We start from the raw sequence: 22,402 nt of genomic DNA, 5'->3' as shown, positions 1-22,402 counted from the left end.
GAGGCCCTGGATCAGCCTAGGTGAGGAAGCCGAGATCCTGGCTCGGGTGCGCGGCGGGGAGTCGGCCGCGTACGGCGAGCTGGTGGATCGGCATGCCTCCGTGGCGAAGCGAACCGCGGTGTTTCTGGGCGCTGGAGCGGATGCGGACGACGTGGTGCAGGAGGCGTTCGTCAAGGCGTTCAGAGCGCTCGGTGGGTTCCGGGAGGGCGCGGCGTTCCGGCCCTGGTTGTTGCGGATCGTGGCCAACGAGACCCGGAACGCTGTGCGTGCCCGTGGACGGCGGACACGGCGGGAGGAGCTTGCGGCGCCGCTGGACGTCGTACTGGATCCGGCAGACGCGGCTGTGTCGTTGGAGCGTCGTACCGAGTTGCTGACCGCTGTACGCGCGTTGCCCGAGCAAATGCGGTTGGTGGTCACCTGCAGGTACCTGTTGGACCTGGACGAGCAGGAGACTGCGGTGGTGCTCGGCTGGCCGCGAGGAACCGTCAAGTCCCGGCTGCACCGCGCACTGGGCCGGCTGCGTGACGCTCTACCCGACAAGGAGGTGCAGCGATGAGCCTCGAAGACGAACTGCGGTCCGTCGGACGCTCAGCCGTCGTACCTCCCGTCGACGACGGCCTGACCGCAGCAGTGCTGTCGCGGGTCGCCGGTGTGCCGGTGCGGAAGCGGCTACGGGACAGGTGGCGGGCGTTCCTGGCCGGCTTCCTCATCCTGGTTGCGGGCGCTGCGCTCACACCTCCGGTACGCGCGACGGTTGCGGAGTGGCTGCACATCGGGGGAGTCCAGGCAGAGCCGGTGGGCACCGGGCCGAGTACTGCACCACCACCTCCGACAGTGGGCGGTCACATGTCCCTGGAGGCCGCTGCACGCGTCGCTGGCTTCACGCCGCAGCTCCCCAGGGCACTGGGTACGCCGACGGGTGTAGAGGCGTCAAAAGGCTTCCTAGCGACCAGCTGGAACGGCGTACGGCTGGAGCAGTTCCAGTCCGGGATCGAGCCGAGGTACATCAAGCAGTACTACAGCGGGCTCGGCTACGTCCCCGAGGTCCCCGGCTTCTGGTTCAGTACGCCGCACCAGTTGGTCCTGGTCGACGAACGGATCGTACGGATCGCCGGACCGACACTGGTCTGGGAGCGCGGCGGTGTCACGTTCCGTCTCGAGGGAGTCGACAAGGCTCGCGCTGTGGAGCTGGCGACCGGAACCTCCTGACCGCGAGCGGTGTACCAGCAGCAAAGGGAAACCGAGAGGGAGAGCTGCCATGGTCCGCCGCATCCTCATGCTCGTTGTCGTGCTCTTCGCGATCGGTGTCACGCCCGCCCACGCCGGCGGCCCGACGAGCGTTCTGCTCAGCGCACCCCCGTCCGTCGTCGCGTTCGGCTACAACGACCCGCGGTACGACGAACTGGTCAAGCTGACCGAGCTGACACCGGGCAAGCCGAGTGGCGAGCACCTATCCGGCCGGTTCGTCCGCGCTACCTGGCTGATCCACGACATGTCCGTCTGGCGCATCGACATCATCTACCCAGACGCACCGGGCGGACCGTGGATCGCCACTGAGGACCTGATGTCCGACGCCAAACCCGCGAAGCCCACGTGGCACCGCGCCACCGACCCGGTGAAGCTCCTGAAGCTGCTCAACGACCTCAAGCTGCTCAGCGGCGAGTTCTACGGCGGCCCTAGCCTCAACAACGGCTACACGGTTGCAGAGTCCACACCAGAGCCCGCACCGCCAGCCCAGGCTCAGGCGTCGACCACTTCCAACGTCTTCACCGGATGGCGCTGGATCATCCCCGGCGTACTCCTGGGCGCAGCAGCCGCTGTCGCCGCCGTACGCCTCTTCCCGAAGCGCCACTGGGAGCTGATCGACTAGCGCGCCGGTACGGTGGGCCCTTCCGGCACCCCGACGTAGGAGAAGCTTGTGGCGCTCCCCGCCCCCGTCCAGGACCTGTGCGACCACTTCCTGTTGCTGGCCGAGCGGGAGCTGCCTGCAGGCTTGCTGACCGGGCTGTATCTCCATGGTGGCGTGGTCTTCGACGAGTGGGCGCCGCAACAGTCCGACGTCGACTTCCTCGCCACCGTCGCCCATCGGCCGGAGCCTGCGGAGGTGGAGGCGCTGCGGGGCGTTCACGCGCAGATGGCGACGTACTCCTCGACCCGGTTCGACGGACCGTACATGCTCGCCGCCGACCTGGCATGCGATCCGCGCACGCTGCCTCCGGTGCCGGAGATGATCTCCACCAGGAAACTCGAGATTCTCGCCTCGCCCTCGCGGATGATCACGTGGCACGAACTGGCTCAGGCCGGGATCACGGTCACCGGCCCAGAGCTGTCCACGCTTCAGGTATGGACTGACAAGCAGGCGCTGCGCGACTACACCGTGGGCAACCTCGACACCTACTGGCGCCGCAACGCCGAGGGCCTGACTCGAGCGACCCCTGCCGACCTTCCCACAGACGAGCGCGAGCGCGGCTATTTGCTCTCGCATTGCATCCTCGCTTCTGTGCGCCTGCACTACCTCCTGGTGACCGGTGAGATGACCGCGAAGTCGTGCGCCGGCCGCTGGGCACTGATGCACTACGACGAGCGCTGGCACCGAGTGCTCGCTGAGGGTCTGCACCTGCGCGAGGCCAGCGGCGAATCCGGGTACGCCGACCAGGCAGACCTCCTCGGAGACGTCCGAGACTTCCTAGCTCACGTCGTGGAGACCACCACCGGCAAGCCTGTCGCCAGCGCCTGAGTTCAGATGGTCGCAGCAAGCTCGAAGCCGCTGAACAACCGGCCTCCATATGCGGCCAGGATGTCGTCCACCGCAACCACCAGACGGTCATCGGAGGCCCGCACGCCGTCGAGCAACTTCACGGCGTGGTCGGTGCCGTGAGCAACGTCGTACGCCGTGACCTCGCGCAGCAGACCCTTGCCGGTGCCCGACCAGTGGCCGGCACCCGTTAGCAGTAGCCGAGCCGCCTCCTGCCACAGCACCGATGCGATCGCCAGCCGCACGTCACCATCGGCGGCCGACAGGTCTTCCAGCAGGTCGGTGACTGTGTAGCGCAGCAGGTCCAGCTCGTCCGTCGTCAGCGGCTTGGGCCCAGCTGCGACTTCAGCTACGAACTCCTGCTGCAGCCGCGCACCGGAGCCGTCTGTGTCGACCAGTACGACGGATTCGCCGACCAGCCGCATCATGGTCGGCTGGCGTCGCAGCTGGTATTTGTCGGCGAAGTAGCGCAGTGACTTCTCGGTGTGCACGAACAACTCGACCGGCCACCCGCCGTACTCCAGCGACTTTCTCCGTGGTGCCGGCGGTCCGTCCAGCAGCACTGTGATGTCCAGGTCGGACGTCGGACTGGCGTCACCGCGCACCACGCTCCCGCCGAGCCAGGCGGCTCGGGCCTCCGGGTACAGCTCCAGAACGAGTTGACGCGCTAGGTCCATCAGGACAGTGTCAGCCAGCGGAGGAGTTCGCGGTATGCATTTGTTGGTGGGATGTGGCCACCTGCGTAGTACTTGCGTTCGGCGTGCGGGATCGCGGCTGCCAAGTGGTCGGCGTACTTGCCGGCGCGCTCGTCAGCAGAGCCGTGCCAGAGGCTGACCGGGACCCGGAGGTCGCCGAGGTCGAAGCCCCACGGGTTTGCGAACGCTATGTGGTCGTCGATCCAGCCGTCGTGGCTGGTGACAAAGGTGGCCGTCAGGCGAGCCACAGCTTCCGGGTCCTCGCGGGCCGGGGGTCCTGGTGGCGAGCCGGGGTCCGGTGGGAACTCAGGTCCGCCCTCCTCGACGGCGGCCATGATCGTGCGAGCTGTTTCCTCGAGACCCGGTCGCAGGTCTCCGTGGACCGCCCGCCAGGAGGTGCGGTTGCGCCGTGGGTCCGCCTGTTCCTCCGCTTCGGTCGGTTCGGGACCGTCGACGAGCGACGGCGCGTTGCTCCCAGTCACCGCGCAGCGGGTCACGCGATCCGGCAGCAGGGCCGCGCAGGCCAACGCGTGCGGACCGCCGCCAGAGCCGCCGGTGACCGCGAACCGTTCCCACCCGAGCGAGTCGGCGAGAGCGGCCGCATCAAGGGCAACCGATGCCACGGTCCGGCCCGCCTGCCGGGTCGATCCGCCGTACCCGGGCCGGTCCGGCATCACCATCCACACCCCGGACGACTCGATCGTCGCGACCACCTCGGGGCGCTTCCACCGAGTGCTCGGCGTACCCCCGAACGACATCACGGGTACGCCGCTGTCCGTCCCGTAAACGGCGTACATAAGGACCCGGTCACCGATCTGCACCATGCCATCCACCAGCGGAGCGTAACCAACCGACACCACCTATCCGAATCCACAGTTACCGACCCGACATTCTCGGGATTCGAGATGCGAACCCCGTGGTGGGAGGATGCGGCCTAGGTTTTGTCGGCTGTGTGTTTCGAACCCTGTCGGGAGTGCTTGTGAGTTCCTCGGTCGCCGGGACCGTATCGCCCACCCGGCAAGCGATGCGCCGGTTGCGGCGTGACCGCAGTGCGCGGGTCGGCCTCGTCGTGGTCGCCCTGCTGATCCTGATCGCCGCGGCCGCGCCCTTGCTGGTGCGGCTGGCCGGCCAGGACGCGACGACGTACCACATCGACCTGCTCGATCCCGCGCGCGGCAACGCGCCACGAGGTGCGGTCGGTGGCGCGAGCGGAACCCACTGGTTCGGGGTGGAGCCGCTGACCGGCCGGGACCTGTTCTCGATCGTCGTGCTCGGTCTGCGTACGTCGCTGTTCATCGCGGTCGTGGTCACACTGATCACGACCGTCGTCGGCACCCTCGCCGGGATCAGCGCGGCGTACTTCGGTGGCTGGTACGACGCGGTGCTGTCGCGGCTGCTCGACTTCCTGTTCGGCTTCCCGCAGCTCGTCTTCATGATTGCCCTGGGCATCGTTGTGCCGGCCGGGTTCCCGCGCTGGCTGCTGCTGATCCTGGTGCTCAGCTTCTTCGGCTGGGCCGGACTGGCGCGCCTGATCCGCAACCAGGCCCGCTCGCTGGTCGCCCGCGAGTTCGTCGAGGCGGCCCGCAGCGTCGGGTCGAGCGGCTGGATGGTGATCACCCGCGAACTGCTGCCGAACCTACTCGGTCCGGTGCTGGTGATCGCCACGCTCGCGATCCCCGGCTACATCGGCGCCGAGGCTGCGCTGTCCTTCCTCGGCGTCGGTGTCCCGCCGCCGACCCCCAGTCTCGGCCGGTCGATCTCGGACTCGATCGCCTGGGTCTACACCGGTGCGGACCCGTGGTTCCTGCTGTTCCCGGGCGCGATGCTGTTCTTCGCGGTCCTCGGCTTCACCTTGCTGGGCGACGGCGTACGGGACGCGTTCGACGTCCGGCTGCGGAGGACGAACTGATGCCCGACCTCGTCTGGTTCCTGACCCGGCGGTTGTTCGCCGCGCTGCTCGTGATGCTCGCGCTGAGCCTCGCCGTCTACCTGATCTTCTACGCGATCCCTGCCGACCCGGCGCACCTGGCGTGCGGCAAGCCCTGTACGCCGGACCGCCTGGAGCAGGCGCGGCACTTCATGCAGCTCGACCAGAGCACCCTGCAGCAGTACCTGAACTTCCTGAAGGGCATCGTCGCCGGTCGCACGTTCGGCGACGGCGCGGCTGCCGTGCACTGCAACGCTCCCTGCTTCGGGTACTCGTTCCCGCTGGCTCGCCCGGTCACCACGCTGATCACGGACCGGCTGCCGATCACCGCGTCGATCGCGCTCGGGGCTGCCGTTCTCTGGCTGCTGATCGGCGTCTCGCTCGGGGTGATCGCGGCCCTGAACCGGGGCCGCATCCTCGACCGGCTGGCCGTCGGCGTCGCGCTGATCGGCGTCTCGACCCCGTCGTTCCTGCTCGGGCTGCTAGCGATCCTGGTGTTCGGGTTCTGGCTGAACATGGTCCCGGTCAACGGCTACATCCCGTTGACCGAGAGCCCGGTCGACTGGGCGTGGCACTTGGTGACGCCCTGGATCGTGCTGGCGATCCTGCAAGCGGCGTCGTACATCCGGCTGACCCGGTCGCAGATGCTCGAGGAGCTCAACCTCGACTACATCACCACGGCCCGGGCGAAGGGCGCCAGCGAAGCGCGGGTGGTCCTGACCCACGGGCTGCGCGGGGTGCTGGTCCCGGTCATCACGCTGTTCGGCCTCGACCTCGGCAGTCTGCTCGGCGGCGCGATCCTGACCGAGAAGGTGTTCAGCATGCAGGGCCTCGGCGATCTGCTGATCAGCGCGGTCGGCCAGCTCGACGTGGCCGTGGTCGTCGGCGTCACGCTGTTCTCGGCGTTCCTGATCATCCTGGCGAACCTGGTGGTGGACATAGTGCACGGTGTGCTCGACCCGAGGGTGAGCCATGGCTGATCCAGTACTGGAAGTACACGACCTGAAGGTCACGTTCCGGACAGAGAACGGTTCGGTGCCCGCCGTCGACGGCATCGACTTCGCGGTCGCGCCCGGACAGACGCTCGCGATCGTCGGCGAGTCCGGGTCCGGGAAGAGCGTCAGCTCGTCCGCGGTGATAGGCCTGCTGCCGTCGAACGCGGACGTCAGCGGCGAGGTGCTGCTCGACGGCCGGGAGCTGAACGGCCTGCCGAACGACGAGCTCCGCAAGATCCGCGGCAACGACATCGCGATGGTCTTCCAGGACGCCCTGTCCGCGCTGAACCCGTACTACTCCGTCGGCTGGCAGGTCGCCGAGGCGTACCGGCTGCACCACGACGTCTCGAAGAAGGTCGCGCGCCGGCGGGCGGTCGAGATGCTGGACAAGGTCGGCATCCCGGACGCGGCCCGTCGCGCGGACAGCTACCCGCACGAGTTCTCCGGGGGAATGCGGCAGCGGGTCGTGATTGCTATGGCTCTGGTGAACGACCCGAGAGTGCTGATCGCGGACGAGCCGACGACCGCACTCGACGTCACCGTGCAGGCGCAGATCATGCGTTTGCTGGACGACGTCCAGGACGAGTTCGGTACGGCGCTGATCCTGATCTCGCACGACCTCGGAGTGGTCGCCGAGGTCGCGGACGACGTCCTGGTGATGTACGCCGGACGCGCGGCCGAGCGTGGCACCGTACGCGACCTGTTCTTCCGGGCGGCGCACCCGTACAGCCTCGGGTTGCTGGGTGCGATGCCGCGGGTCGACGTACCGCCGAAACCGCGCCTGACCACGATCCCGGGCACCCCGCCGGGGCCGGGGTCGATCACGACCGGTTGCCCGTTCCAGCCTCGGTGTGCGTATACGCACCTGGTGGGGGAGCGGTGCGTCACCGAGCGTCCCGAGCTCACGCCGCGTCCCGGCGAAGGCGATCACGAGGCTGCTTGTCACCTCGGGCGGCGTCCGGAGGTGATCCTGTGAGCGAGGAGCTGCTGAACCTCAAGGACGTCAAGAAGTACTTCGGGTTGCGCGGCGTCCCGTGGCAGAAGGCGCAGGCCGTTCGTGCGGTCGACGGCGTCAATCTCGTCGTACGCAAAGGCGAAACCATCGGTCTCGTAGGCGAGTCGGGCTCCGGCAAGTCCACGCTGGCCCGGGTCGCGACCCGCCTGCTCGACCCGACGCAGGGCCGGGTCGAGATCGGCGGTAAGGACGTCACCAGGGTCAAGGGCCGCCGGCTGCGCCCGATCCGCCGCCGGATCCAGATGGTCTTCCAGGACCCGCAGGCCTCGCTCAACCCGCGGCAGTCGGTGGCCACGATTCTGAGTACGCCGTTCCGCGCGCAAGGACTCCGCCCGACCCGGGCCCAGCTCGTCGAACTGCTCGAACAGGTCGGACTGGCCGAGGAACACCTGGTCCGGTACCCGCACGAGTTCTCCGGCGGTCAGCGCCAGCGGATCGGGATCGCGCGGGCGCTGTCGGTCAAACCCGACCTGCTGGTCTGCGACGAGCCGGTGTCCGCGCTGGACGTGTCGGTGCAGGCCCAGGTGCTGAACCTGCTCGCCGACCTGCGTGACGAGCTAGGTCTGTCGTACGTGCTGGTCGCCCACGACCTGGCCGTCGTCCGTCAGGTCGCCGACCGGATCGCCGTGATGTACCTCGGCACGATCGTCGAAGAAGGCCCGGCGGCGCAGGTGTACGAGTCGCCGGCCCACCCGTACACGAAGGCGCTGCTGTCCGCCGTACCGGTGCCCGAGCCGGGCGTCACCCGTGACCGCATCGTGCTGACGGGCGACGTCCCGACCCCCATCGACCCGCCGTCCGGATGCCCCTTCCGGACCCGCTGTTACAAGGCCGAGGACGTCTGCGCGACGAAACGACCAGTGCTCGAACCCGTCGAAGGATCCACCGAGCACCGGGCCGCCTGCTACTTCCCTGAGCCCCCACCCCTTGAGAGGACCCAATGAAACACATATCCCGAGCGGTCGCACTAGCGGCCGTGCTGGCGCTGGCGGCGGCCGCGTGCAACGCCAATGACAAGTCCGGCACGACCGGTGGCAGTACTGCGGCCGCGGAGCAGGGCGGCACCTTCCACATCCTCAGCACCAGCAAGGAAATCAGCTACGACCCGGCCAAGAGCCAGAACCTGGGCATCAGCGGGATCCACCTGGTGCTGCGCGGCCTGACGTCGTGGAAGACCGACCCGAGCAAGCCGACCGAGCTGGTCCCCGACCTCGCCACCGACACCGGCCAGGTCAGCGACGGCGGCAAGACCTGGACCTACAAGCTGAAGCCGGGTCTCAAGTACGCCGACGGTTCGCCGATCGTTGCCGCTGACATCAAGTACGGCGTCGAGCGGTCGTTCGCGCCGGAGCTGTCCGGCGGTCTCGGCTACCACAAGTCGCTGCTGGTCGGCGGCGACAAGTACACCGGCCCGTACAAGGGTGGCGACCTGGCCTCGGTCGAGACGCCCGACGACACCACGATCGTCTTCAAGCTGAACAAGCCGTACGGCGACTGGCCGTGGATCGTCAGCATGCCGGCGTTCTCGCCGGTACCGAAGAAGGCCGACACCGACCCGGCGCACTACGGCGAGAAGCCGATGGCCAGCGGCCCGTACCAGGTGCAGTCGTACACGCCGGGCTCGAAGCTGGTCCTGACGCGGAACCCGAACTGGGACAAGTCGACCGACCCGGCCCGGACCGGCCTGCCGGACTCGATCGTGACCGACATGGGCCTGCAGCCCGACGTCGTCAACCAGCGCCTGATCGCCGACGCCGGCGACGACAAGTTCGCCGCCACCACCGGTACGTCGGTCCCCGCGGCGCTGATCCCGACGATCACCGGCAACCCGGCCGTCAAGGCCCGGGTGGCGACCTCGCCGTCCGGTGCGCTGCAGTACCTGGCGATGAACACCAAGCGGCCGGCGCTGGCCAACCCCGCGGTCCGCAAGGCGATCGAGTACGCCGTCGACAAGCAAGCCGTCCAGGTCGCCGAGGGCGGTCCGGAGTACGGCGGTGAGATCGCGAGCACCCTGATCACGCCGGGGATCGACGGGTACACCAAGTACGACTCGTACGAGGCTCCGCCGGCCGGTGACCCGGCGAAGGCGAAGCAGATGCTGGCCGCGGCGGGCGTCAGCAACCTGAACCTGGTGCTGGCCGCCGACAACACGACCGGTCTCGGCGTGGCGCAGGCGATTCAGCAGGGCCTGAAGCGGGCCGGGATCACCGTCACCATCAAGCCGCTGGACAGTGAGCCGCTGACCGACCTGATCACCGGCAACAAGCCGGACTTCGACCTGACCGTGTCGAGCTGGCTGCCGGACTTCCCGAGCGCGATCGGCAACATCCAACCGCTGTTCGGGACGTCGGAGATCGGCAACGGCGGGTACAACATCTCCCGCTACTCCAACCCCGCGGTGGACACGGCGATCGCCGCCGCGACGGCCGAGCCGGACCGGACGAAGGCGGCCGGGCTGTGGGCCGCGCTGGACAAGCAGATCATGGCCGACGCGCCGATCGTGCCGCTGATCTACGCGCGGAACGCGTTCCTGCACGGGTCGAAGGTGCAGAACTTCTACCTGTCGTCGTACCCGCCGTACGCGAACACGCTGATCGTCGGCCTCAGCAAGTAACGGCTCAGGTGCGTCCTTCGGACTCCTGGGCTTCGAAGAGGGTCGGCTGGGACTCGGCATCGAGCCCCCAGTCGGCCCTCATCACCGTGTAGCCGGCCTTCTCGGCGGCTTTGACGACTGAGATGTCGTCGTCGACGAGGACGGCGACCGGGCGGAGCTCGGCGAGGCGCTTCAGGCGGCCGAGTTTCATCAGCATCGACGGGCGGCGGTCGGTGTTGCCGCGCATGTACACCTTGCCGTCCGGGAAGCCGTTGTCCTTCAGCCACTTCTCGGTGTCCCGCCGGATCCGCTCCGGGCGGCCGGTCAGGTAGACGATCTCGTGGTCCGCGGCGAGCGTGGTCGCGACCGCCAGGCCCTCCTCGAGGACGGCGTCGTCCTTGGCGTGCTCGAAGAACGAGTCCCAGTTCTTCGGCTTGCGCTCGATGAAGTGGATCCGCTTGCTGGTGTCGGACAGGGTCGCGTCGATGTCCAGTACGGCGTACGGTCGCTCGTCACTCATGCGCCCCAGCTTCCCAGGTCGCGCGGTCGACGGCGTACAGGACCTCTCCGAACTCGGTTCCGGGGAGCGGATCGTCGAAGTGTTCGTGGTACACCTTCTCGAACCGCAGGCCCGACCGGCGCATCACCGCCCGCGAGCGGTGGTTGACCGCCATCGTGTCCGCCTCCACCCGCTCCACCCCAAGCTCGGTGAACGCGTGCGCGATCAACGCCCGGGTGCCCTCGGTCGCGTATCCCTTGCCCCAGACGGTCCGCTTCAGCCGGTACCCGACGCCCACGGTCCGCGGGTCCCCGGTCGGCTGGATCCCGAACCACCCGACGAAGCCCTCCGCATCCTCGGCCTTGAACGTCCCGAGCTGCGGATGCTCGGCGTACACCTTGAGGATCTCCGGCAGTACGACGCCCTCGACCTCGACCCGCGGCGTCACCTGCCCGGTCAGGAACCGCATCACCTCCGGATCGGAGTCCAACTCCAAGAGCAGCTCGACGTCGCCGCCGGTGAACCGCCCCAACCGCAAACGCTCCGTCTCCAGATACACATCCGGACTCTCTCATCGTCCTTGAGCCCCCACCAGTCATTTCGGGGCCCCCGAAATGGTTGGTGGGGGCTCAAAGGGCGTCCGGAGTGTGGGCGGTGCTGGGGTTGGGGTGTGTTGGGTTGGGCGGTTGTCGGTGGGGCGGGTTAGCGTTCATTCCGCTATGGACGAGTCGATCACGTTTCTGCACAGCTCGGACTGGCAGCTGGGCATGATGCGCCGGTTCCTGGGGCCGGACGGCCAGGCCCGGTGGGGTCAGGCGCGGCTGGATGCTGTCGCGCGGATCGGCGAGGTCGCGGAGCGGACCGGGGCGGCGTTCGTGGTCGTCACCGGGGACGTGTTCGAGCACAACCAGGTCGAGCGGCAGACCATCCTGCGGGCATGCGAGGCGCTCAAGCGGATCCCGGTCCCGGTCGTGCTGCTCCCGGGCAACCACGACGCGCTGGAGCCGGGGTCGTTGTGGACCTCGAGCCAGTGGCTGGCGCACGCGCCGGAGCACGTGACGGTGCTGACTGAAACGACGCCTTTCCAGATCGTGCCGGGTGTCGAGCTCGTCGGCGCACCGTGGCGGTCGCGGCGTCCGCTCTCGGACCCGGCCGCGCCCGGGTACGCCGACCTCACAGCAGACCCGAAGACGACGCGGATCCTGCTCGCCCACGGCCAGTTGACGAGTCTGTCCGGCGGCATGTCCGACGTACCGACCATCGACCAGGCGGCGCTCGAGGCCGCGGTCGCGGACGGCCGGCTGCAGTACGTCGGCCTCGGCGACCGGCACTCGACGACGCGGGTCACCGACCGGATCTGGTTCTCCGGGACGCAGGAGGTCACCTCGCCCGAAGAGGACGCGCCGGGCAATGTCTTGAAGGTGACGATCGGCAGCGGGGGGATCGACGTCGAACCGATCCGCGTCGGGGCGTGGCACATGGTGGATCATCGCGTCGACCTGTTCGACGAGGAGTCGATCACGGCGCTCGAGGACTGGTTCGCCGAGCTGCCGGACAAGGAGCGGACGTATGTGCGGCTGGCCGGTGACGGTTCGTTGTCGTTGCCGTTGCTGGCCCGGCTGGACACGATCATCGACGCGCAGGGCGAGGTCTTCGCGAGTGTCGAGCGCTGGGTGAAGTTCTGGACCGTGCGGCCGGCGCCGGACGCGGCGGACCTCGAGTCGCTGCAGTTGAGCGGTCCGGCGCGGGCAGCGATGGAGGAGCTGCGGCAAGCCTTGGCCGGCGGCGACGAGGGCGCGGGTGCGGCGTTGTCGTTGATGCACCGATTGGCGCGGGACGCGGGATGAGACTGCACAGCTTGGCGCTACGGGACTTCCGTGGCGTCAAGGACCGCATTGTCCGGTTCCGCGCGCTCGGTACCACCGTGGTGGTCGGCGACAACGAGGTCGGGAAGTCCAGCCTGGTCGAGGCGTTCGGGCTGATCTTCGACCTGCCCGACGACTCGAAGTCGACGCGGATCCGCGGCATCCAGCCGGTCGGCCAGGACGTCGGTCCGGAGGTGACCGTCGAGCTCAGCCTCGCCGGCCGCGAGCTGACGTACGCGAAGCGCTGGCTGAAGAACCGTTCCACCGAGCTGAGCATCGTCGAGCCCGACGGCCGGCGGCAGTCCTGGACGGGACGCGAGGCGCACAACGAGGCCGAGCGGCTGTTCCACGAGAACGTCGACCCGGTGCTGTGGCAGACCCTGATGGTCAGCCAGGGGCAGTCGTTGGTGCTGCCAACGCCGGCCGACGCGGAACCGCTGATCACCGCGGTGACCGCGGAGTCGGGCACTCCGGTCGACGGTGCGTCGATGCCGCTGGTGACGGCCGTCGAGCACGAGTTCCAGCGGTACTGGACGCCGCGCGGCAAGCCGACCGGAGACTTCGCCAGGTCGGCGAAGGCAGTGTCGGCGGCCGAGTTGGCCGCCGCACAGGCGTTGCAGGCGATGGAGGAGGTCCAGTCCGACATTCGTCGCGCCGAGCGGCTGAACCTCGATCTCGCAGATGTGGCGGGCCGCCTGGCTGAGCACCTCACCGGCGTCGAGGAACTGCGCGAGCGCAAGCAGGCGACCGACGAGATCCTGCTCCGGCGCGACTCGGTCCGTTCGCGCGCGGAAACCGCACGGGCGCGGCTGGAGAACCACACCCGCACGCGACTCGAGCGTGAGCGACTCCTCGACGAGGTCCAGCGGTTCACCAAGACCGAGGCCGAGCTCGCCGCGCGGCGGGCCGACGCGGAGCTGGTCGCCAAGACCGCGGCCGAGATGGTGCAGGCGGCGGAGGCCACGCTCGCGGAAGTCGTGGAGCTCAAGGACCTGCGGCGTACCGACGTACAGATCGCGGAACGGCGCGTCTCCGACCTGATGGATCGCGCCGAGCTCGACCGGCTGGTCGGGCAGCAGACCGAGCTGGTCGACGTCCGGGCCCGGATCGCGGCGGCCGGGACGATCCTCGACCGGATCAAGGTCGATGACGCGCTGGTGGCCGCGTTGGAGGAGGCCCGCGCGGCGGTGGTCGAGGCCCGCGCGGCGCTCGCGGCCGGCGTACCCGAGGTGTCGGTACGGCGACTTGGCGCGGAGCCCGTGGAACTGTCCGGGACCGGCCTGGAAGGCAACGTGCCGTCGGAGCTCGGCTTCGACGAGTCGACCGAGGTGCTCGTCTCCGGTGAACTCGTCGTCGGCGTGCCGGGGCAGGTCGAGGTGACCGTCCGAGCCGGTGGTGATGCGGCGGCGCTGCGCTCGCGCGTCGACGACGCCGTACGGCGGGAGAAGGACCTGCTGAAGAAGGCAGGCGTCAAGGATGTCGCCGCGGCGCGGGAGCTGTTGCGGAAGGCGGACACGGCGAGCGCCGAGCTGAACGAGGCGCGGCGGACCGAGAAGTCGCTGACGGCCGGAGGCGATCCGGGGGAGCGGATCGCCGTACTGACTGCGCGGCTCGGTGCTGACGAGGAGACCGAGGACGCAGGCAAGGAGACCGCGGTCGAGGGCGTTCCCGGGCAGATGTCGCTGTTCGAGGAGTTCGCCTCGCCGCACGACACGCTGTTCGACGACTTCGATGTGCCGGAGCCGGAGCCTGATGATCTCTCGGGCGCGCAGCGGGTGCTCGAAGAGGCCCGGAGCGGGCTGGCCGATGCAGAGCGGTTGCTGACGGATGCGGAGTTCGCGGCGGCGCAGGCGCGCAAGGCGGCGGACGAGGACCGGTCCGAGGCGCAGAACGCACGAGCCCGGTCGGAGCTGGCAGGGGAGCGGCTGGCAGCGGCGGTCGAGGCGCTGGAGTCTGCGCGGTCGGTGCTTGACGACGAGGCCGTGGCGGTGGCCGAGACCGAGGCGACGGCTGAGGTCGAGGCGGTGCTCGAGGAGCTGACCGCCGTACAGGAGCAGGCGGACGAGGCCGGGGCGGACCAGGTCGCGGGCGAACTGACTCACGCGCTCGCCGTGGCGACGCGGCTGCAGGGCGAGCGCGACAACCTGCGCGACGCGTTGCGTACGACGGAAGGCCGCCTGGAGCAGTCCGGGCGGGACGGACTGGCGACGCGGCGGGATGTGGCCGAGTTGGAGCTGGCCGCCGTACGCACGGAGCACGACAGCCTCCTGCGACGGGCCGAGGCGGCGCGACGCGTGCACGAGACGCTGAGCCGGCATCGGGCCGAGGCGCAGACGAAGTACTCCGAGCCGTTGCAGAGCCGGATCGAAGCGCTCGGCCGGAGTGTGTACGGGCCGTCGTTCCGGGTGTGGCTGGATGACGACCTCGCGGTCGCGGAGCGCGAACTGGACGGCGTCCGGTTGCCGGTCGAGGCGTTGTCGACGGGTGCTCAGGAGCAGCTGGCGATCATCACCCGGCTCGCGATCAGCCACCTCGTCAGCACCGGCGAGGGCAGCGTGCCGGTGATCTTCGACGACGCCCTCGGCTGGTCCGACAAGGCCCGCCTCCGCGACATGGGCGCCCTCCTCGGCCGCGCCGGCGACCACGGCCAGGTCATCATCCTGACCTGCATGCCGGACCGCTACGAGTACGTCCCGAAGGCAACCTTCATCAAGCTGGACGGGTGATCCGCTCCGGCGCGGAGTAGATGACGCAGCGGTCGCCGCGGGTGAAGCCGGCGAGGGTGATGTTGAATCGGCGGGCGAGGTCGACGGCGAGGCTCGACGGGGCACCGACCGCGACGATCATGCCGAGGCCGGCGGCGACCGCTTTCTGGACGATCTCGTAGCCGGCGCGGCCGCTGACGGCGAGTATCAGGCCCTTGCGGCTGTGCTGGTTGAGGACGGTCCAGCCGACGACCTTGTCGACCGCGTTGTGCCGGCCGATGTCCTCCTTCACCACGACCTTGCGGCCGTCGGCGGTGAACAGGCCCGCGGCGTGCAGACCGCCGGTGCGGCTGAACATCGGCTGCGCCTCGCGGAGCAGATCAGGCAAACGGCGTACGACGTCGACCGAGGCCTCAACCGGGTCCACGGGGTCGTACTCGCGCTCGGCGAGTTCGTCGAGGCTTTGCTGGCCGCAGACACCACAGGCGGCCGAGGTCACGCCGTACCGCTGGGGTGGTTCGCGGTCCGGGGGACCGTCGAACGTGACGGTGACGGTGTTGAACTGCTGCTCGGGCGTCAGCGTGGCATCGGTGCAGTAGGCAACGGTCCGGATCGCGTCCGGGCGGACCGCGAAGCCCTCGCCTAGGCAGAACCCGGCGGCCAGCTCGAAGTCGGAGCCGGGGGTGCGCATCGTGACGACCAGCGGCTCGGGCGCGCGGCCCGGCCATTCGAGCCGCAGCTCCAGCGGCTCCTCGGTGCTGACGACGTCCTCGCGCCGCGACGTCCGGTCGCCGTCGAGCACCTCGACCTTGAACCTGCTGGTGGGAGCCTTCGTCATACCTCCACGGTAGGCCAGTTGCGTCGTACGGCGAGCCAGTCGAGGAATGTCCATGCGTAGAGACGCTGGTGCTCACGCAGAGCCGGCGTACAGCCGGGTGGGGGCGGCGCCTCGGTGTTCTTCATCATGTACGCCGCGATCACGGCCACGAGAGAGTCGAGGTGATCCTTCGGTACGTCGGCTGTCAGCGGGCTGCGTGTGATGGCGGTGAACGTGTCGATGCCTTGGTGCTGGGCGACCGGCAGCAGGCCGACCCAGTCCGCCCAGTGCGGGCCGAGCGTCAGCCAGTTCCAGTCGATCGTCCAGCAGGTGCCGTCGTTGTCGATCAGGATGTTGTCCGGACGCAGATCGGAATGCGCGGCGGAGTCGCCGGCGAGGGCTTCGGGCACCAGCTTGACCAGCTCCGCGAGCTCCGGCAGTACGCGCGGCAGCCAGTCCTGCAGTCCGTTCGGCATCTCTCGCTCACCCGCCAGGATCTGCGCCGGCGTCTCGACGTCGGCGGCGACCAGGTCCGCGAACTTGCTCAGCCCATCCAACGGACTCGGCCGCAACGCGTCCGCCAACTGCTCACAAGCAGCAGTAACCAGCCCAAAATCCTCCACGGTCCAAGGAGCCCCGGGCATCCGCCCCTCGACCCACTCCGAGGCAACGGCGAACCAGCCGTCGACATGGGCGGTGGTGATGATGGCTGGGGCTCGGACTGCTTTCGGGAGCTGCGGGACCACCTCGGCCTCGCGCTGGTACGCCTCGTAGGCGTGCAGGCCTTCCTCGGCTGCCTTGATGAAGACGCGGCGGCCGTCGGCCAGCTGTGCCCGGGCAGCGAAGCCTCCGGTGAAGCCGGAGCGGACCGGTGCTGAGACAGATGTGATCTGCGTGCCGAGGGCAACGGCGAGGGCCTCGTGCAGTGCGGCCGGCAGCGTGCTCCAGTCGGGACGGAGCGAGGTGGCGAAGTAGTCGACGTCCGGGGCGCGGCTCATGTCCACGAACGATAGAACCCGCAGCGGCACAGCGCTCGTGGTTTAGCGTTCGGGCTGTGAGTGGATCCGTGGTGCTGCAGGTGCTCGATCTGGTCGGGATCTTCGTGTTCGGGATTACCGGTGCGCTGGTCGGCGTACGGAAGAAGCTGGACGTGTTCGGGATCCAGGTGCTCGCCCTGGTCACCGGCCTCGGCGGTGGATTCATCCGGGACGTGCTGATCGGCGAGACCCCGCCGGCCGCGCTCCGCGACTGGCGCTATCTGGTGGTCCCGATCGCGGCCGGTCTGCTGACGTTCTTCCTCCATCCCGGGATCGGCCGCGTCGAGCGGCTGGTGAACATCTTCGACGCGGCCGGCCTCGCGCTGTTCTGCGTGACCGGTGCGCTGAAGGCGATCGAGTCCGGTCTGTCGCCGATCTCGGCCGCGCTCCTCGGCACGCTCTCGGGGATCGGCGGGGGAGTACTGCGGGATGTGCTCAGCGGCCGCGTCCCGGTCGTCCTCCGCTCCGAGATCTACGCCACCCCGGCGCTACTCGGGGCCGGCATCGTGGTTGTCGCCTCGGCGTTGGAGTACCACGCTCTGTGGGTTCCGATCTCAGCCGCGGTGGTGTGCTTCGCGATCCGGCTGCTCGCGATCCGCCGCGGCTGGAACGCGCCGTTACCCCGCAATCCGTGACGGCGGTGCCCATCCGTTGACCACGGCAACCAGTTCCACGTAGCGGTGCCAGTGCGGTCCGGCCTCGGTACGCCGGAGTTCGATCAGGCGGCTGCGGTACGCCGGGTCTGCCCGGAGCGGATCGTCTCCGGCGAGGGCGAGATAGCCGGCCACAAGACGACGTACCGAATCTCGGAAGTCGGGCGCGGTAACCAGCGTGGTCAGCTCCAGCCAGGCCTCGACCTGCTGCGGATCGGCGTCCTCGGGCAGGACCGGCGTCAGATTCTGGCGGACGGCGGGGGCGGTGCCGGCGAGCGTCGTATCGAGGAATTCGGCGATCAGCGCGCGGCGGTCCTGCTCGGATTGTTCGGTCATCAGGCGTATGTCCTCCGGGTCGGGATGGTTGGCGAGGACCGTGAGCAGGGCGTGCTGCCGGCGTAGCGTGCGGATCTGGATCGCCAGTGCGTCGGCGTGGGTCGCCGCGACCTCCGCGAGGGGACGTTCGTCCCGCAGTACGGCGTGGATCGTCGGCAGATCCAGGTCCAGTGCACGCAACGTCCGGATCAGCCGCAGCTGTACGACGGCATTGTCGTCGTACCGTCGATGGCCGGCAGCGGTACGCCGTGCCGTCAGCAGCCCAAGATCGGAGTAGTGCCGCACGGCCTTCACCGACACCCCGGCAAGCCGCGCCACCGCACCGATCGAGTGGTCCATACCCACCACCCTCACACCTCCCGTAACAGGAGATGCAAGCCTAGTTGTGGGCGAACCGTTCCTTGGGGCGGGCGAAGGTGATGGAGGCCGCGGCGACGAGCGCGCAGGCGATGCCGACGCCGAACGGGACCCAGTACGCGTCCGACGGGCCCCAGACGTCGACCGCGTGGCCGGCGGCCGCGTTGCCCGGTGCGACGCCGAGTAGAATGCCTGTGACGGTCCAGGTGATCGCTTCGGTCAACCGCTCCGGCGGCACCCACTCCTCGACACAGGCGGTGACCGCGACCATCGTCGGCGCGATCGTCATGCCGCAGCAGAACAGTACGGCGCCGAGCAGCGGGATGCTGTTGACCCACGGGAGTGGCGCCAGGGTGATCGCGAGCGCGATCGTGCCGAGCAGCAGCCGGCGCTCGACCGGAGCCCGCCAGTGCACCGAGCCGTACCAGAGACCGGCCAGCAGGCTCCCGAACGCCCAGACCGCCAGTACGACGCCCGCCAGCCCGGCCTGCCCTTTCTGAGTCGTGAACGCCACGGTGATCACCTCGGCGCCACCAAGCGTCGCACCGAGGCCGAGACCGATCAGGCTGAGCAGCAGGATCGAAAGCCAGGGGAGTGGTGCCTGCTCGGCACCATCCGACTTGCCACGTCCTGGCGGGTCGGATGCGCGCAGCAGCGCCAGCCAGACGCCACCAGCCAGTCCCAGTACGCCGGCAGCGGACAGAGCGGCGTACGGACTGGCCTGGGTTGCCAGCGTGGTGACGAGCACCGGGCCGACGATGAAGACCACCTCGTCGCCGACTGCCTCCAGAGCGAATGCCGTCTGCAGTGCTCGACCACGGCCCAGCAGGTGCGTCCAGCGCGCCCGGACGAACGAACCGACCTGGGGACGGGTGCCACCGGCAATGAACGACAGCACGTACAGGACCCAGGTGGGCGCGTCAGCACGCACAGCGACGAGCAGTGCGGCCAGACCGACCGTGCAGGCCACCGAGCCGATCAGAATCAGCCCGCGCTGGCCGAACCGGTCGACCAGCCGGCCCTGGATCGGACCGGTCAACGCCCCGGCGATCACGGCCACTCCGGAGACGGCGCCGGCGAGACCGTACGAACCGCTCTCCTGCGCGATCAGGATGACGATGCCGAGTCCGATCATCGAGATCGGCATCCGCCCGAGGATCCCGGCAGCGAAGAACGATGCCGCTCCGCGGCGGCGCATGAGATGGACGTAAGGCTTGAGCATGAGAGACCGGGAGCAGCTTAGGTCATGTCCGTCTGAGAAGCTTGGAATATGTCGCCTGCTGCACCCCCGTACGACGCTGTCCTGCTGCTCTCCTTCGGCGGGCCCGAGAAGCCCGACGACGTGCTGCCCTTCCTGCAGAACGTGACCCGCGGCCGCGGAATCCCGGACGAGCGGCTGAAGGAGGTCGGCGAGCACTACTACTCGTTCAGCGGCAAGAGCCCGATCAACGACCAGAACCGGGCGCTGCTGAAGGCGCTGCGGGCGTCGTTCGACGAGATCGGGCTGGACCTGCCGATCTACTGGGGCAACCGCAACTGGGCGCCGTACCTGACCGACACGATGCGCGAGATGGCCGCGGACGGCATCCGCCGCGCGGTGGTGATCGTCACGTCCGCGTACCCGTCGTACTCCGGCTGCCGGCAGTACCGGGAGAACCTCGAGGACGCCGCCCGCGAGATCCCGGACGCGCCGCGGATCGACAAGCTCCGGCACTACGCGAACCACCCCGGCTTCGTCGGGTCGTTCGTGGAGTCGACCGCCGACGCGCTCAGCAAACTCCCGGACGGCGCCGCGATCGCCTACGTCACGCACTCGATCCCGACCGCGATGAACGCGACCAGCGGCCCGGACGGCAACGGGTACGTCGACTGGCACCTGGACGTCGCCGCGGAGATCACGGCCGAGCTCGAGCGGCGCACCGGGCAGACCCGGCGTACCGACCTCGTCTACTGCTCGCGGTCCGGGCCGCCGCAGGTGCCGTGGCTCGAGCCGGACGTGAACGACCACCTGGAGGTGCTGGCCGCCGAAGGAGTGCCCGGTGTGGCCGTCGTACCGGTCGGGTTCGTGAGCGACCACATGGAGGTCATCTACGACCTCGACACCGAGGCCGCGAAGACGGCCGCGAAGCTCGGACTGCCGATGGCGCGCGCTGCGACGCCGGGCACGGACGAGAAGTTCGTCTCCATGCTCCGCGACCTCGTGGTCGAGCGGGCCGCGGCCGAGCGCGGGGAGCAGCCCGCCCGGCCGTGCGTCGGCCAACTCGGCCCGGCCTGGGACGACTGCCGTCACGACTGCTGCCCACCGCTGCGCCGACCTATCGCTAAGGAAGCTGTATGAGTGCCTCTGAGAGCCCGCAGGACCTCCTCAAGCTGGCCGTGGAGGTGGCGGAGGAGGCAGCGCAGCTGATCGTCGAACGCCGCCGCGGCACGATCACCGTCGCCGACACCAAGAGCACCGTCACCGACGTGGTCACGGCCGTCGACCGTGAGTCCGAGGAGCTGATCCGGGCCCGGGTCCTGCGCGCCCGGCCGGACGACTCGTTCCTCGGCGAGGAGGGCGACGACGTGGTCGGCACCAGCGGCGTGCGCTGGGTCGTGGACCCGATCGACGGCACGGTCAACTACCTCTACGACATCCCGACGTACGCCGTCTCGATCGCGGTCGAGTACGGCGGGGAGACGGTCGCCGGTGTGGTGGTGGACGCGCCCAAGGGCGAGGTGTTCACCGCGACCCTGGGCGGCGGGGCGTTCGCGGACGGCAAGCCGATCCAGGTCTCGGGCGCGACCGAGCTGAATCAGGCACTGGTCGGGACCGGGTTCGGGTACGACCCGGCGCGCCGACAGGTGCAGGCCGAGGTGATCCAGCACCTGATCACCAAGGTCCGCGACATCCGCCGGATCGGCGTCGGCGCGATCGACCTGTGCTACGTGGCCTGCGGCCGGCTGGACGCGGTGTACGAACGCGGATTGAACCCGTGGGACTACGGTGCGGGCGCCCTGATCGCGGCCGAGGCCGGAGCCCGGGTCGGCGGGCTCAACGGAGCTCCGGTGTCGCCGGAGATGTCGATCGCGGCCACTCCGGCGCTGTTCGAGCCGTTCCACGCGTTGCTGGCCGCCGCGAACCCGTTGCGCGTGTAGCTGCCGGTGAGTGCTCGTTTCTGCGCAGTACTGCGCACTAACGAGCATTCTGCTGTTCGGTCCTGACATTTGTGGCGACACGCGGGTCACAGCATGGACCCAGTCGTGCATTGCGGGCCTTTATAGGGCACAATCCCGTCCTCGGGAACGGTGTTTGCCGATCCCGGCCTGGCTGTCAAGGGTTTCGGGGGACGAAAGTTCAGCGCGGTGCTCCGGCGCGGAATTTCTCGGCCGCTCCACCCGTTCAAGGGCTCAGCAGGCAACACCACGGGTACGAAGAGGGCAGGGAACACCATGGCGACTGATTACGACGCCCCGCGCAAGACGGACGAAGACGCTTCCGAAGAGTCGATCGAGGAACTGAAGACTCGCCGTCACGACAAGAACTCCGGCAAGGTCGACGAGGACGAGGCCGAGGCCGCGGAGAGCTTCGAGCTGCCCGGCGCCGACCTGAGCCACGAAGAGCTGGCGGTCCGGGTCCTTCCGCGTCAGGCCGACGAGTTCACCTGTTCGAGCTGCTTCCTGGTTCACCACCGCAGCCAGCTCGCCGAGACGAAGAACGGGCAGCTGATCTGCCGCGACTGCGCAGCCTGACCTGCCGCCCTACTTCGTAGTAATGCACAGCGGGACCGTCCCACTCCGGTGGAACGGTCCCGCTGTCGTGCCTGCTCAGTCTTTCTTGACCAGCCCGGTGTCGGTGCCCTTCACCACTCGCGCGGTGGCGTCCTCCTCGTAACCGGGCGGCGCATAGCCGGTGGACTTGAGCCAGTACGCGGCCGCACGACGCTCCGCGAAGAGCCTCGCGGCGGCTGCGGCGCCGGCGCTGACAGCCGCCCACACGGCAACCTCGGCATACCCGCCCTGGCCGTTCTTCGGCGGCTTCCCGCCCGATCCCAGCTTCCAGGCCGTGCTGACCGCCTTGCTCGCGGCCAGGCCCACCACGATCGTGAAGGCTGCCTGTACCAGCTTCCAGCCGATCTTCGCTCCGACCACAACACCCTCCTAGTACGACTGC

General features: G+C 69.0%; 24 protein-coding genes. 15 read left to right on the top strand and 9 right to left on the bottom strand.

Annotated elements, in window-relative coordinates; translation table 11 throughout:
- Nucleotides 1-46 precede the first annotated feature (46 nt).
- Genes EV649_RS00360 through EV649_RS00345 form a run of 4 tightly spaced genes read left to right on the top strand, consistent with a single transcriptional unit; the run spans nt 47 to nt 2,737 of the window.
- Nucleotides 47-556, top strand: coding sequence for a sigma-70 family RNA polymerase sigma factor (locus EV649_RS00360; RefSeq protein WP_241997621.1), 510 nt, complete (start codon nt 47-49; stop codon nt 554-556).
- A complete protein-coding gene (locus EV649_RS00355; RefSeq protein WP_130379314.1) occupies nt 553-1,209 on the top strand; it encodes a hypothetical protein in 657 nt (218 codons plus the stop codon). Before EV649_RS00360 ends, EV649_RS00355 begins: the two co-directional genes overlap by 4 nt.
- A gap of 49 nt (nt 1,210-1,258) precedes the next feature.
- The gene (locus EV649_RS00350) at nt 1,259-1,870 is read left to right on the top strand and encodes a hypothetical protein (RefSeq protein ID WP_130379312.1); all 612 of its coding nucleotides are present in this window, start codon (nt 1,259-1,261) and stop codon (nt 1,868-1,870) included.
- 48 nt (nt 1,871-1,918) lie between these two features.
- Complete coding sequence (locus tag EV649_RS00345) at nt 1,919-2,737, top strand: aminoglycoside adenylyltransferase domain-containing protein (protein WP_130379311.1); 819 nt, start codon at nt 1,919-1,921, stop codon at nt 2,735-2,737.
- A 2-nt stretch (nt 2,738-2,739) separates the two neighbouring features.
- Here the strand turns inward: EV649_RS00345 and EV649_RS00340 are convergent, their stop codons facing one another.
- Nucleotides 2,740-3,432: a nucleotidyltransferase domain-containing protein gene (locus EV649_RS00340; protein ID WP_130379309.1), complete on the bottom strand. Its 693-nt coding sequence runs from the start codon at nt 3,430-3,432 to the stop codon at nt 2,740-2,742.
- Entirely contained in the window at nt 3,432-4,274 is an 843-nt protein-coding gene (locus tag EV649_RS00335; protein ID WP_130383441.1) for an alpha/beta hydrolase, read from the bottom strand. Before EV649_RS00335 ends, EV649_RS00340 begins: the two co-directional genes overlap by 1 nt.
- Before the next feature lie 155 nt (nt 4,275-4,429).
- Here EV649_RS00335 and EV649_RS00330 point away from each other — a divergent pair, with 155 nt between their 5' ends.
- The 5 genes from EV649_RS00330 to EV649_RS00310 are packed head-to-tail and all read left to right on the top strand — an operon-like array spanning nt 4,430 to nt 10,001.
- Nucleotides 4,430-5,359 carry an ABC transporter permease gene (locus EV649_RS00330; RefSeq protein WP_130379307.1) on the top strand — a complete coding sequence of 310 codons (930 nt, stop codon included), beginning with the start codon at nt 4,430-4,432 and terminating at the stop codon, nt 5,357-5,359.
- Nucleotides 5,359-6,357 (top strand): ABC transporter permease, encoded by a 999-nt coding sequence (locus EV649_RS00325; RefSeq protein ID WP_130379306.1) that lies wholly within the window; start codon nt 5,359-5,361, stop codon nt 6,355-6,357. Before EV649_RS00330 ends, EV649_RS00325 begins: the two co-directional genes overlap by 1 nt.
- Nucleotides 6,350-7,348: an ABC transporter ATP-binding protein gene (locus EV649_RS00320; RefSeq protein WP_130379305.1), complete on the top strand. Its 999-nt coding sequence runs from the start codon at nt 6,350-6,352 to the stop codon at nt 7,346-7,348. The genes EV649_RS00325 and EV649_RS00320 overlap by 8 nt, the downstream gene beginning before the upstream one ends.
- Nucleotides 7,345-8,331, top strand: a complete 987-nt coding sequence (locus tag EV649_RS00315; protein ID WP_198682249.1) for an ABC transporter ATP-binding protein — start codon at nt 7,345-7,347, stop codon at nt 8,329-8,331. The genes EV649_RS00320 and EV649_RS00315 overlap by 4 nt, the downstream gene beginning before the upstream one ends.
- Nucleotides 8,328-10,001: an ABC transporter substrate-binding protein gene (locus EV649_RS00310; RefSeq protein ID WP_130379303.1), complete on the top strand. Its 1,674-nt coding sequence runs from the start codon at nt 8,328-8,330 to the stop codon at nt 9,999-10,001. The genes EV649_RS00315 and EV649_RS00310 overlap by 4 nt, the downstream gene beginning before the upstream one ends.
- A 4-nt stretch (nt 10,002-10,005) precedes the next feature.
- On the opposite strand, the gene EV649_RS00305 is transcribed toward EV649_RS00310, so the two are convergent.
- Both EV649_RS00305 and EV649_RS00300 read right to left on the bottom strand, forming a co-directional pair.
- Nucleotides 10,006-10,500: an HAD family acid phosphatase gene (locus EV649_RS00305; protein ID WP_130379302.1), complete on the bottom strand. Its 495-nt coding sequence runs from the start codon at nt 10,498-10,500 to the stop codon at nt 10,006-10,008.
- Nucleotides 10,493-11,038: a GNAT family N-acetyltransferase gene (locus EV649_RS00300; RefSeq protein ID WP_130379301.1), complete on the bottom strand. Its 546-nt coding sequence runs from the start codon at nt 11,036-11,038 to the stop codon at nt 10,493-10,495. The genes EV649_RS00305 and EV649_RS00300 overlap by 8 nt, the downstream gene beginning before the upstream one ends.
- Nucleotides 11,039-11,198: 160 nt before the next feature.
- Between EV649_RS00300 and EV649_RS00295 the strand changes: the two genes are divergently transcribed.
- Both EV649_RS00295 and EV649_RS00290 read left to right on the top strand, forming a co-directional pair.
- The gene (locus EV649_RS00295; protein ID WP_130379300.1) at nt 11,199-12,326 is read left to right on the top strand and encodes a metallophosphoesterase; all 1,128 of its coding nucleotides are present in this window, start codon (nt 11,199-11,201) and stop codon (nt 12,324-12,326) included.
- The gene (locus tag EV649_RS00290) at nt 12,323-15,070 is read left to right on the top strand and encodes an AAA family ATPase (protein ID WP_130379299.1); all 2,748 of its coding nucleotides are present in this window, start codon (nt 12,323-12,325) and stop codon (nt 15,068-15,070) included. Before EV649_RS00295 ends, EV649_RS00290 begins: the two co-directional genes overlap by 4 nt.
- Here the strand turns inward: EV649_RS00290 and fdhD are convergent.
- Together fdhD and EV649_RS00280 are read right to left on the bottom strand one after the other, a co-directional pair.
- Nucleotides 15,054-15,887, bottom strand: coding sequence for a formate dehydrogenase accessory sulfurtransferase FdhD (gene fdhD, locus EV649_RS00285; RefSeq protein ID WP_130379298.1), 834 nt, complete (start codon nt 15,885-15,887; stop codon nt 15,054-15,056). The two genes, EV649_RS00290 and fdhD, sit on opposite strands and share 17 nt — an antisense overlap.
- Nucleotides 15,884-16,864 carry a phosphotransferase gene (locus EV649_RS00280; RefSeq protein ID WP_130379297.1) on the bottom strand — a complete coding sequence of 327 codons (981 nt, stop codon included), beginning with the start codon at nt 16,862-16,864 and terminating at the stop codon, nt 15,884-15,886. Before EV649_RS00280 ends, fdhD begins: the two co-directional genes overlap by 4 nt.
- A 56-nt stretch (nt 16,865-16,920) precedes the next feature.
- Here EV649_RS00280 and EV649_RS00275 point away from each other — a divergent pair, with 56 nt between their 5' ends.
- Nucleotides 16,921-17,538, top strand: a complete 618-nt coding sequence (locus EV649_RS00275; RefSeq protein WP_241997620.1) for a trimeric intracellular cation channel family protein — start codon at nt 16,921-16,923, stop codon at nt 17,536-17,538.
- On the opposite strand, the gene EV649_RS00270 is transcribed toward EV649_RS00275, so the two are convergent.
- Both EV649_RS00270 and EV649_RS00265 read right to left on the bottom strand, forming a co-directional pair.
- The gene (locus EV649_RS00270; protein WP_241997619.1) at nt 17,521-18,231 is read right to left on the bottom strand and encodes a MerR family transcriptional regulator; all 711 of its coding nucleotides are present in this window, start codon (nt 18,229-18,231) and stop codon (nt 17,521-17,523) included. The genes EV649_RS00275 and EV649_RS00270 overlap by 18 nt on opposite strands.
- 40 nt (nt 18,232-18,271) lie before the next feature.
- On the bottom strand, nt 18,272-19,447 hold the full coding sequence (locus EV649_RS00265; protein WP_241997618.1) for an MFS transporter: 1,176 nt from the start codon (nt 19,445-19,447) through the stop codon (nt 18,272-18,274).
- Nucleotides 19,448-19,519: 72 nt separating this feature from the next.
- Here EV649_RS00265 and EV649_RS00260 point away from each other — a divergent pair, with 72 nt between their 5' ends.
- The 3 genes from EV649_RS00260 (at nt 19,520) to EV649_RS00250 (ending at nt 21,981) form a co-directional block, all read left to right on the top strand.
- Nucleotides 19,520-20,587 (top strand): ferrochelatase, encoded by a 1,068-nt coding sequence (locus tag EV649_RS00260; protein ID WP_130379294.1) that lies wholly within the window; start codon nt 19,520-19,522, stop codon nt 20,585-20,587.
- Complete coding sequence (locus EV649_RS00255) at nt 20,584-21,387, top strand: inositol monophosphatase family protein (protein WP_130379293.1); 804 nt, start codon at nt 20,584-20,586, stop codon at nt 21,385-21,387. The genes EV649_RS00260 and EV649_RS00255 overlap by 4 nt, the downstream gene beginning before the upstream one ends.
- 294 nt (nt 21,388-21,681) lie before the next feature.
- Nucleotides 21,682-21,981 carry a DUF4193 domain-containing protein gene (locus EV649_RS00250; RefSeq protein ID WP_130379292.1) on the top strand — a complete coding sequence of 100 codons (300 nt, stop codon included), beginning with the start codon at nt 21,682-21,684 and terminating at the stop codon, nt 21,979-21,981.
- A 75-nt stretch (nt 21,982-22,056) separates the two neighbouring features.
- On the opposite strand, the gene EV649_RS00245 is transcribed toward EV649_RS00250, so the two are convergent.
- Nucleotides 22,057-22,380, bottom strand: a complete 324-nt coding sequence (locus EV649_RS00245) for a DUF4235 domain-containing protein (RefSeq protein WP_130379291.1) — start codon at nt 22,378-22,380, stop codon at nt 22,057-22,059.
- Nucleotides 22,381-22,402 lie beyond the last annotated feature (22 nt).

This window comes from Kribbella sp. VKM Ac-2569, assembly GCF_004216905.1.
Taxonomy (GTDB): domain Bacteria; phylum Actinomycetota; class Actinomycetes; order Propionibacteriales; family Kribbellaceae; genus Kribbella.
This window is presented reverse-complemented; position numbering and strand designations above follow the sequence as displayed.

Bases quoted from the DNA above. Each gene is read 5' to 3' on its own strand.
- EV649_RS00325 (WP_130379306.1), top strand. From the start codon at position 5,359: ATGCCCGACCTCGTCTGGTTCCTGACCCGGCGGTTGTTCGCCGCGCTG.
- fdhD (WP_130379298.1), bottom strand. From the start codon at position 15,887: ATGACGAAGGCTCCCACCAGCAGGTTCAAGGTCGAGGTGCTCGACGGC.
- EV649_RS00295 (WP_130379300.1), top strand. From the start codon at position 11,199: ATGGACGAGTCGATCACGTTTCTGCACAGCTCGGACTGGCAGCTGGGC.
- EV649_RS00255 (WP_130379293.1), top strand. From the start codon at position 20,584: ATGAGTGCCTCTGAGAGCCCGCAGGACCTCCTCAAGCTGGCCGTGGAG.
- EV649_RS00355 (WP_130379314.1), top strand. From the start codon at position 553: ATGAGCCTCGAAGACGAACTGCGGTCCGTCGGACGCTCAGCCGTCGTA.
- EV649_RS00340 (WP_130379309.1), bottom strand. From the start codon at position 3,432: ATGGACCTAGCGCGTCAACTCGTTCTGGAGCTGTACCCGGAGGCCCGA.
- EV649_RS00305 (WP_130379302.1), bottom strand. From the start codon at position 10,500: ATGAGTGACGAGCGACCGTACGCCGTACTGGACATCGACGCGACCCTG.
- EV649_RS00290 (WP_130379299.1), top strand. From the start codon at position 12,323: ATGAGACTGCACAGCTTGGCGCTACGGGACTTCCGTGGCGTCAAGGAC.
- EV649_RS00250 (WP_130379292.1), top strand. From the start codon at position 21,682: ATGGCGACTGATTACGACGCCCCGCGCAAGACGGACGAAGACGCTTCC.
- EV649_RS00280 (WP_130379297.1), bottom strand. From the start codon at position 16,864: ATGAGCCGCGCCCCGGACGTCGACTACTTCGCCACCTCGCTCCGTCCC.
- EV649_RS00350 (WP_130379312.1), top strand. From the start codon at position 1,259: ATGGTCCGCCGCATCCTCATGCTCGTTGTCGTGCTCTTCGCGATCGGT.
- EV649_RS00265 (WP_241997618.1), bottom strand. From the start codon at position 19,447: ATGCGCCGCCGCGGAGCGGCATCGTTCTTCGCTGCCGGGATCCTCGGG.
- EV649_RS00270 (WP_241997619.1), bottom strand. From the start codon at position 18,231: ATGGACCACTCGATCGGTGCGGTGGCGCGGCTTGCCGGGGTGTCGGTG.
- EV649_RS00335 (WP_130383441.1), bottom strand. From the start codon at position 4,274: ATGGTGCAGATCGGTGACCGGGTCCTTATGTACGCCGTTTACGGGACG.
- EV649_RS00260 (WP_130379294.1), top strand. From the start codon at position 19,520: ATGTCGCCTGCTGCACCCCCGTACGACGCTGTCCTGCTGCTCTCCTTC.
- EV649_RS00320 (WP_130379305.1), top strand. From the start codon at position 6,350: ATGGCTGATCCAGTACTGGAAGTACACGACCTGAAGGTCACGTTCCGG.
- EV649_RS00310 (WP_130379303.1), top strand. From the start codon at position 8,328: ATGAAACACATATCCCGAGCGGTCGCACTAGCGGCCGTGCTGGCGCTG.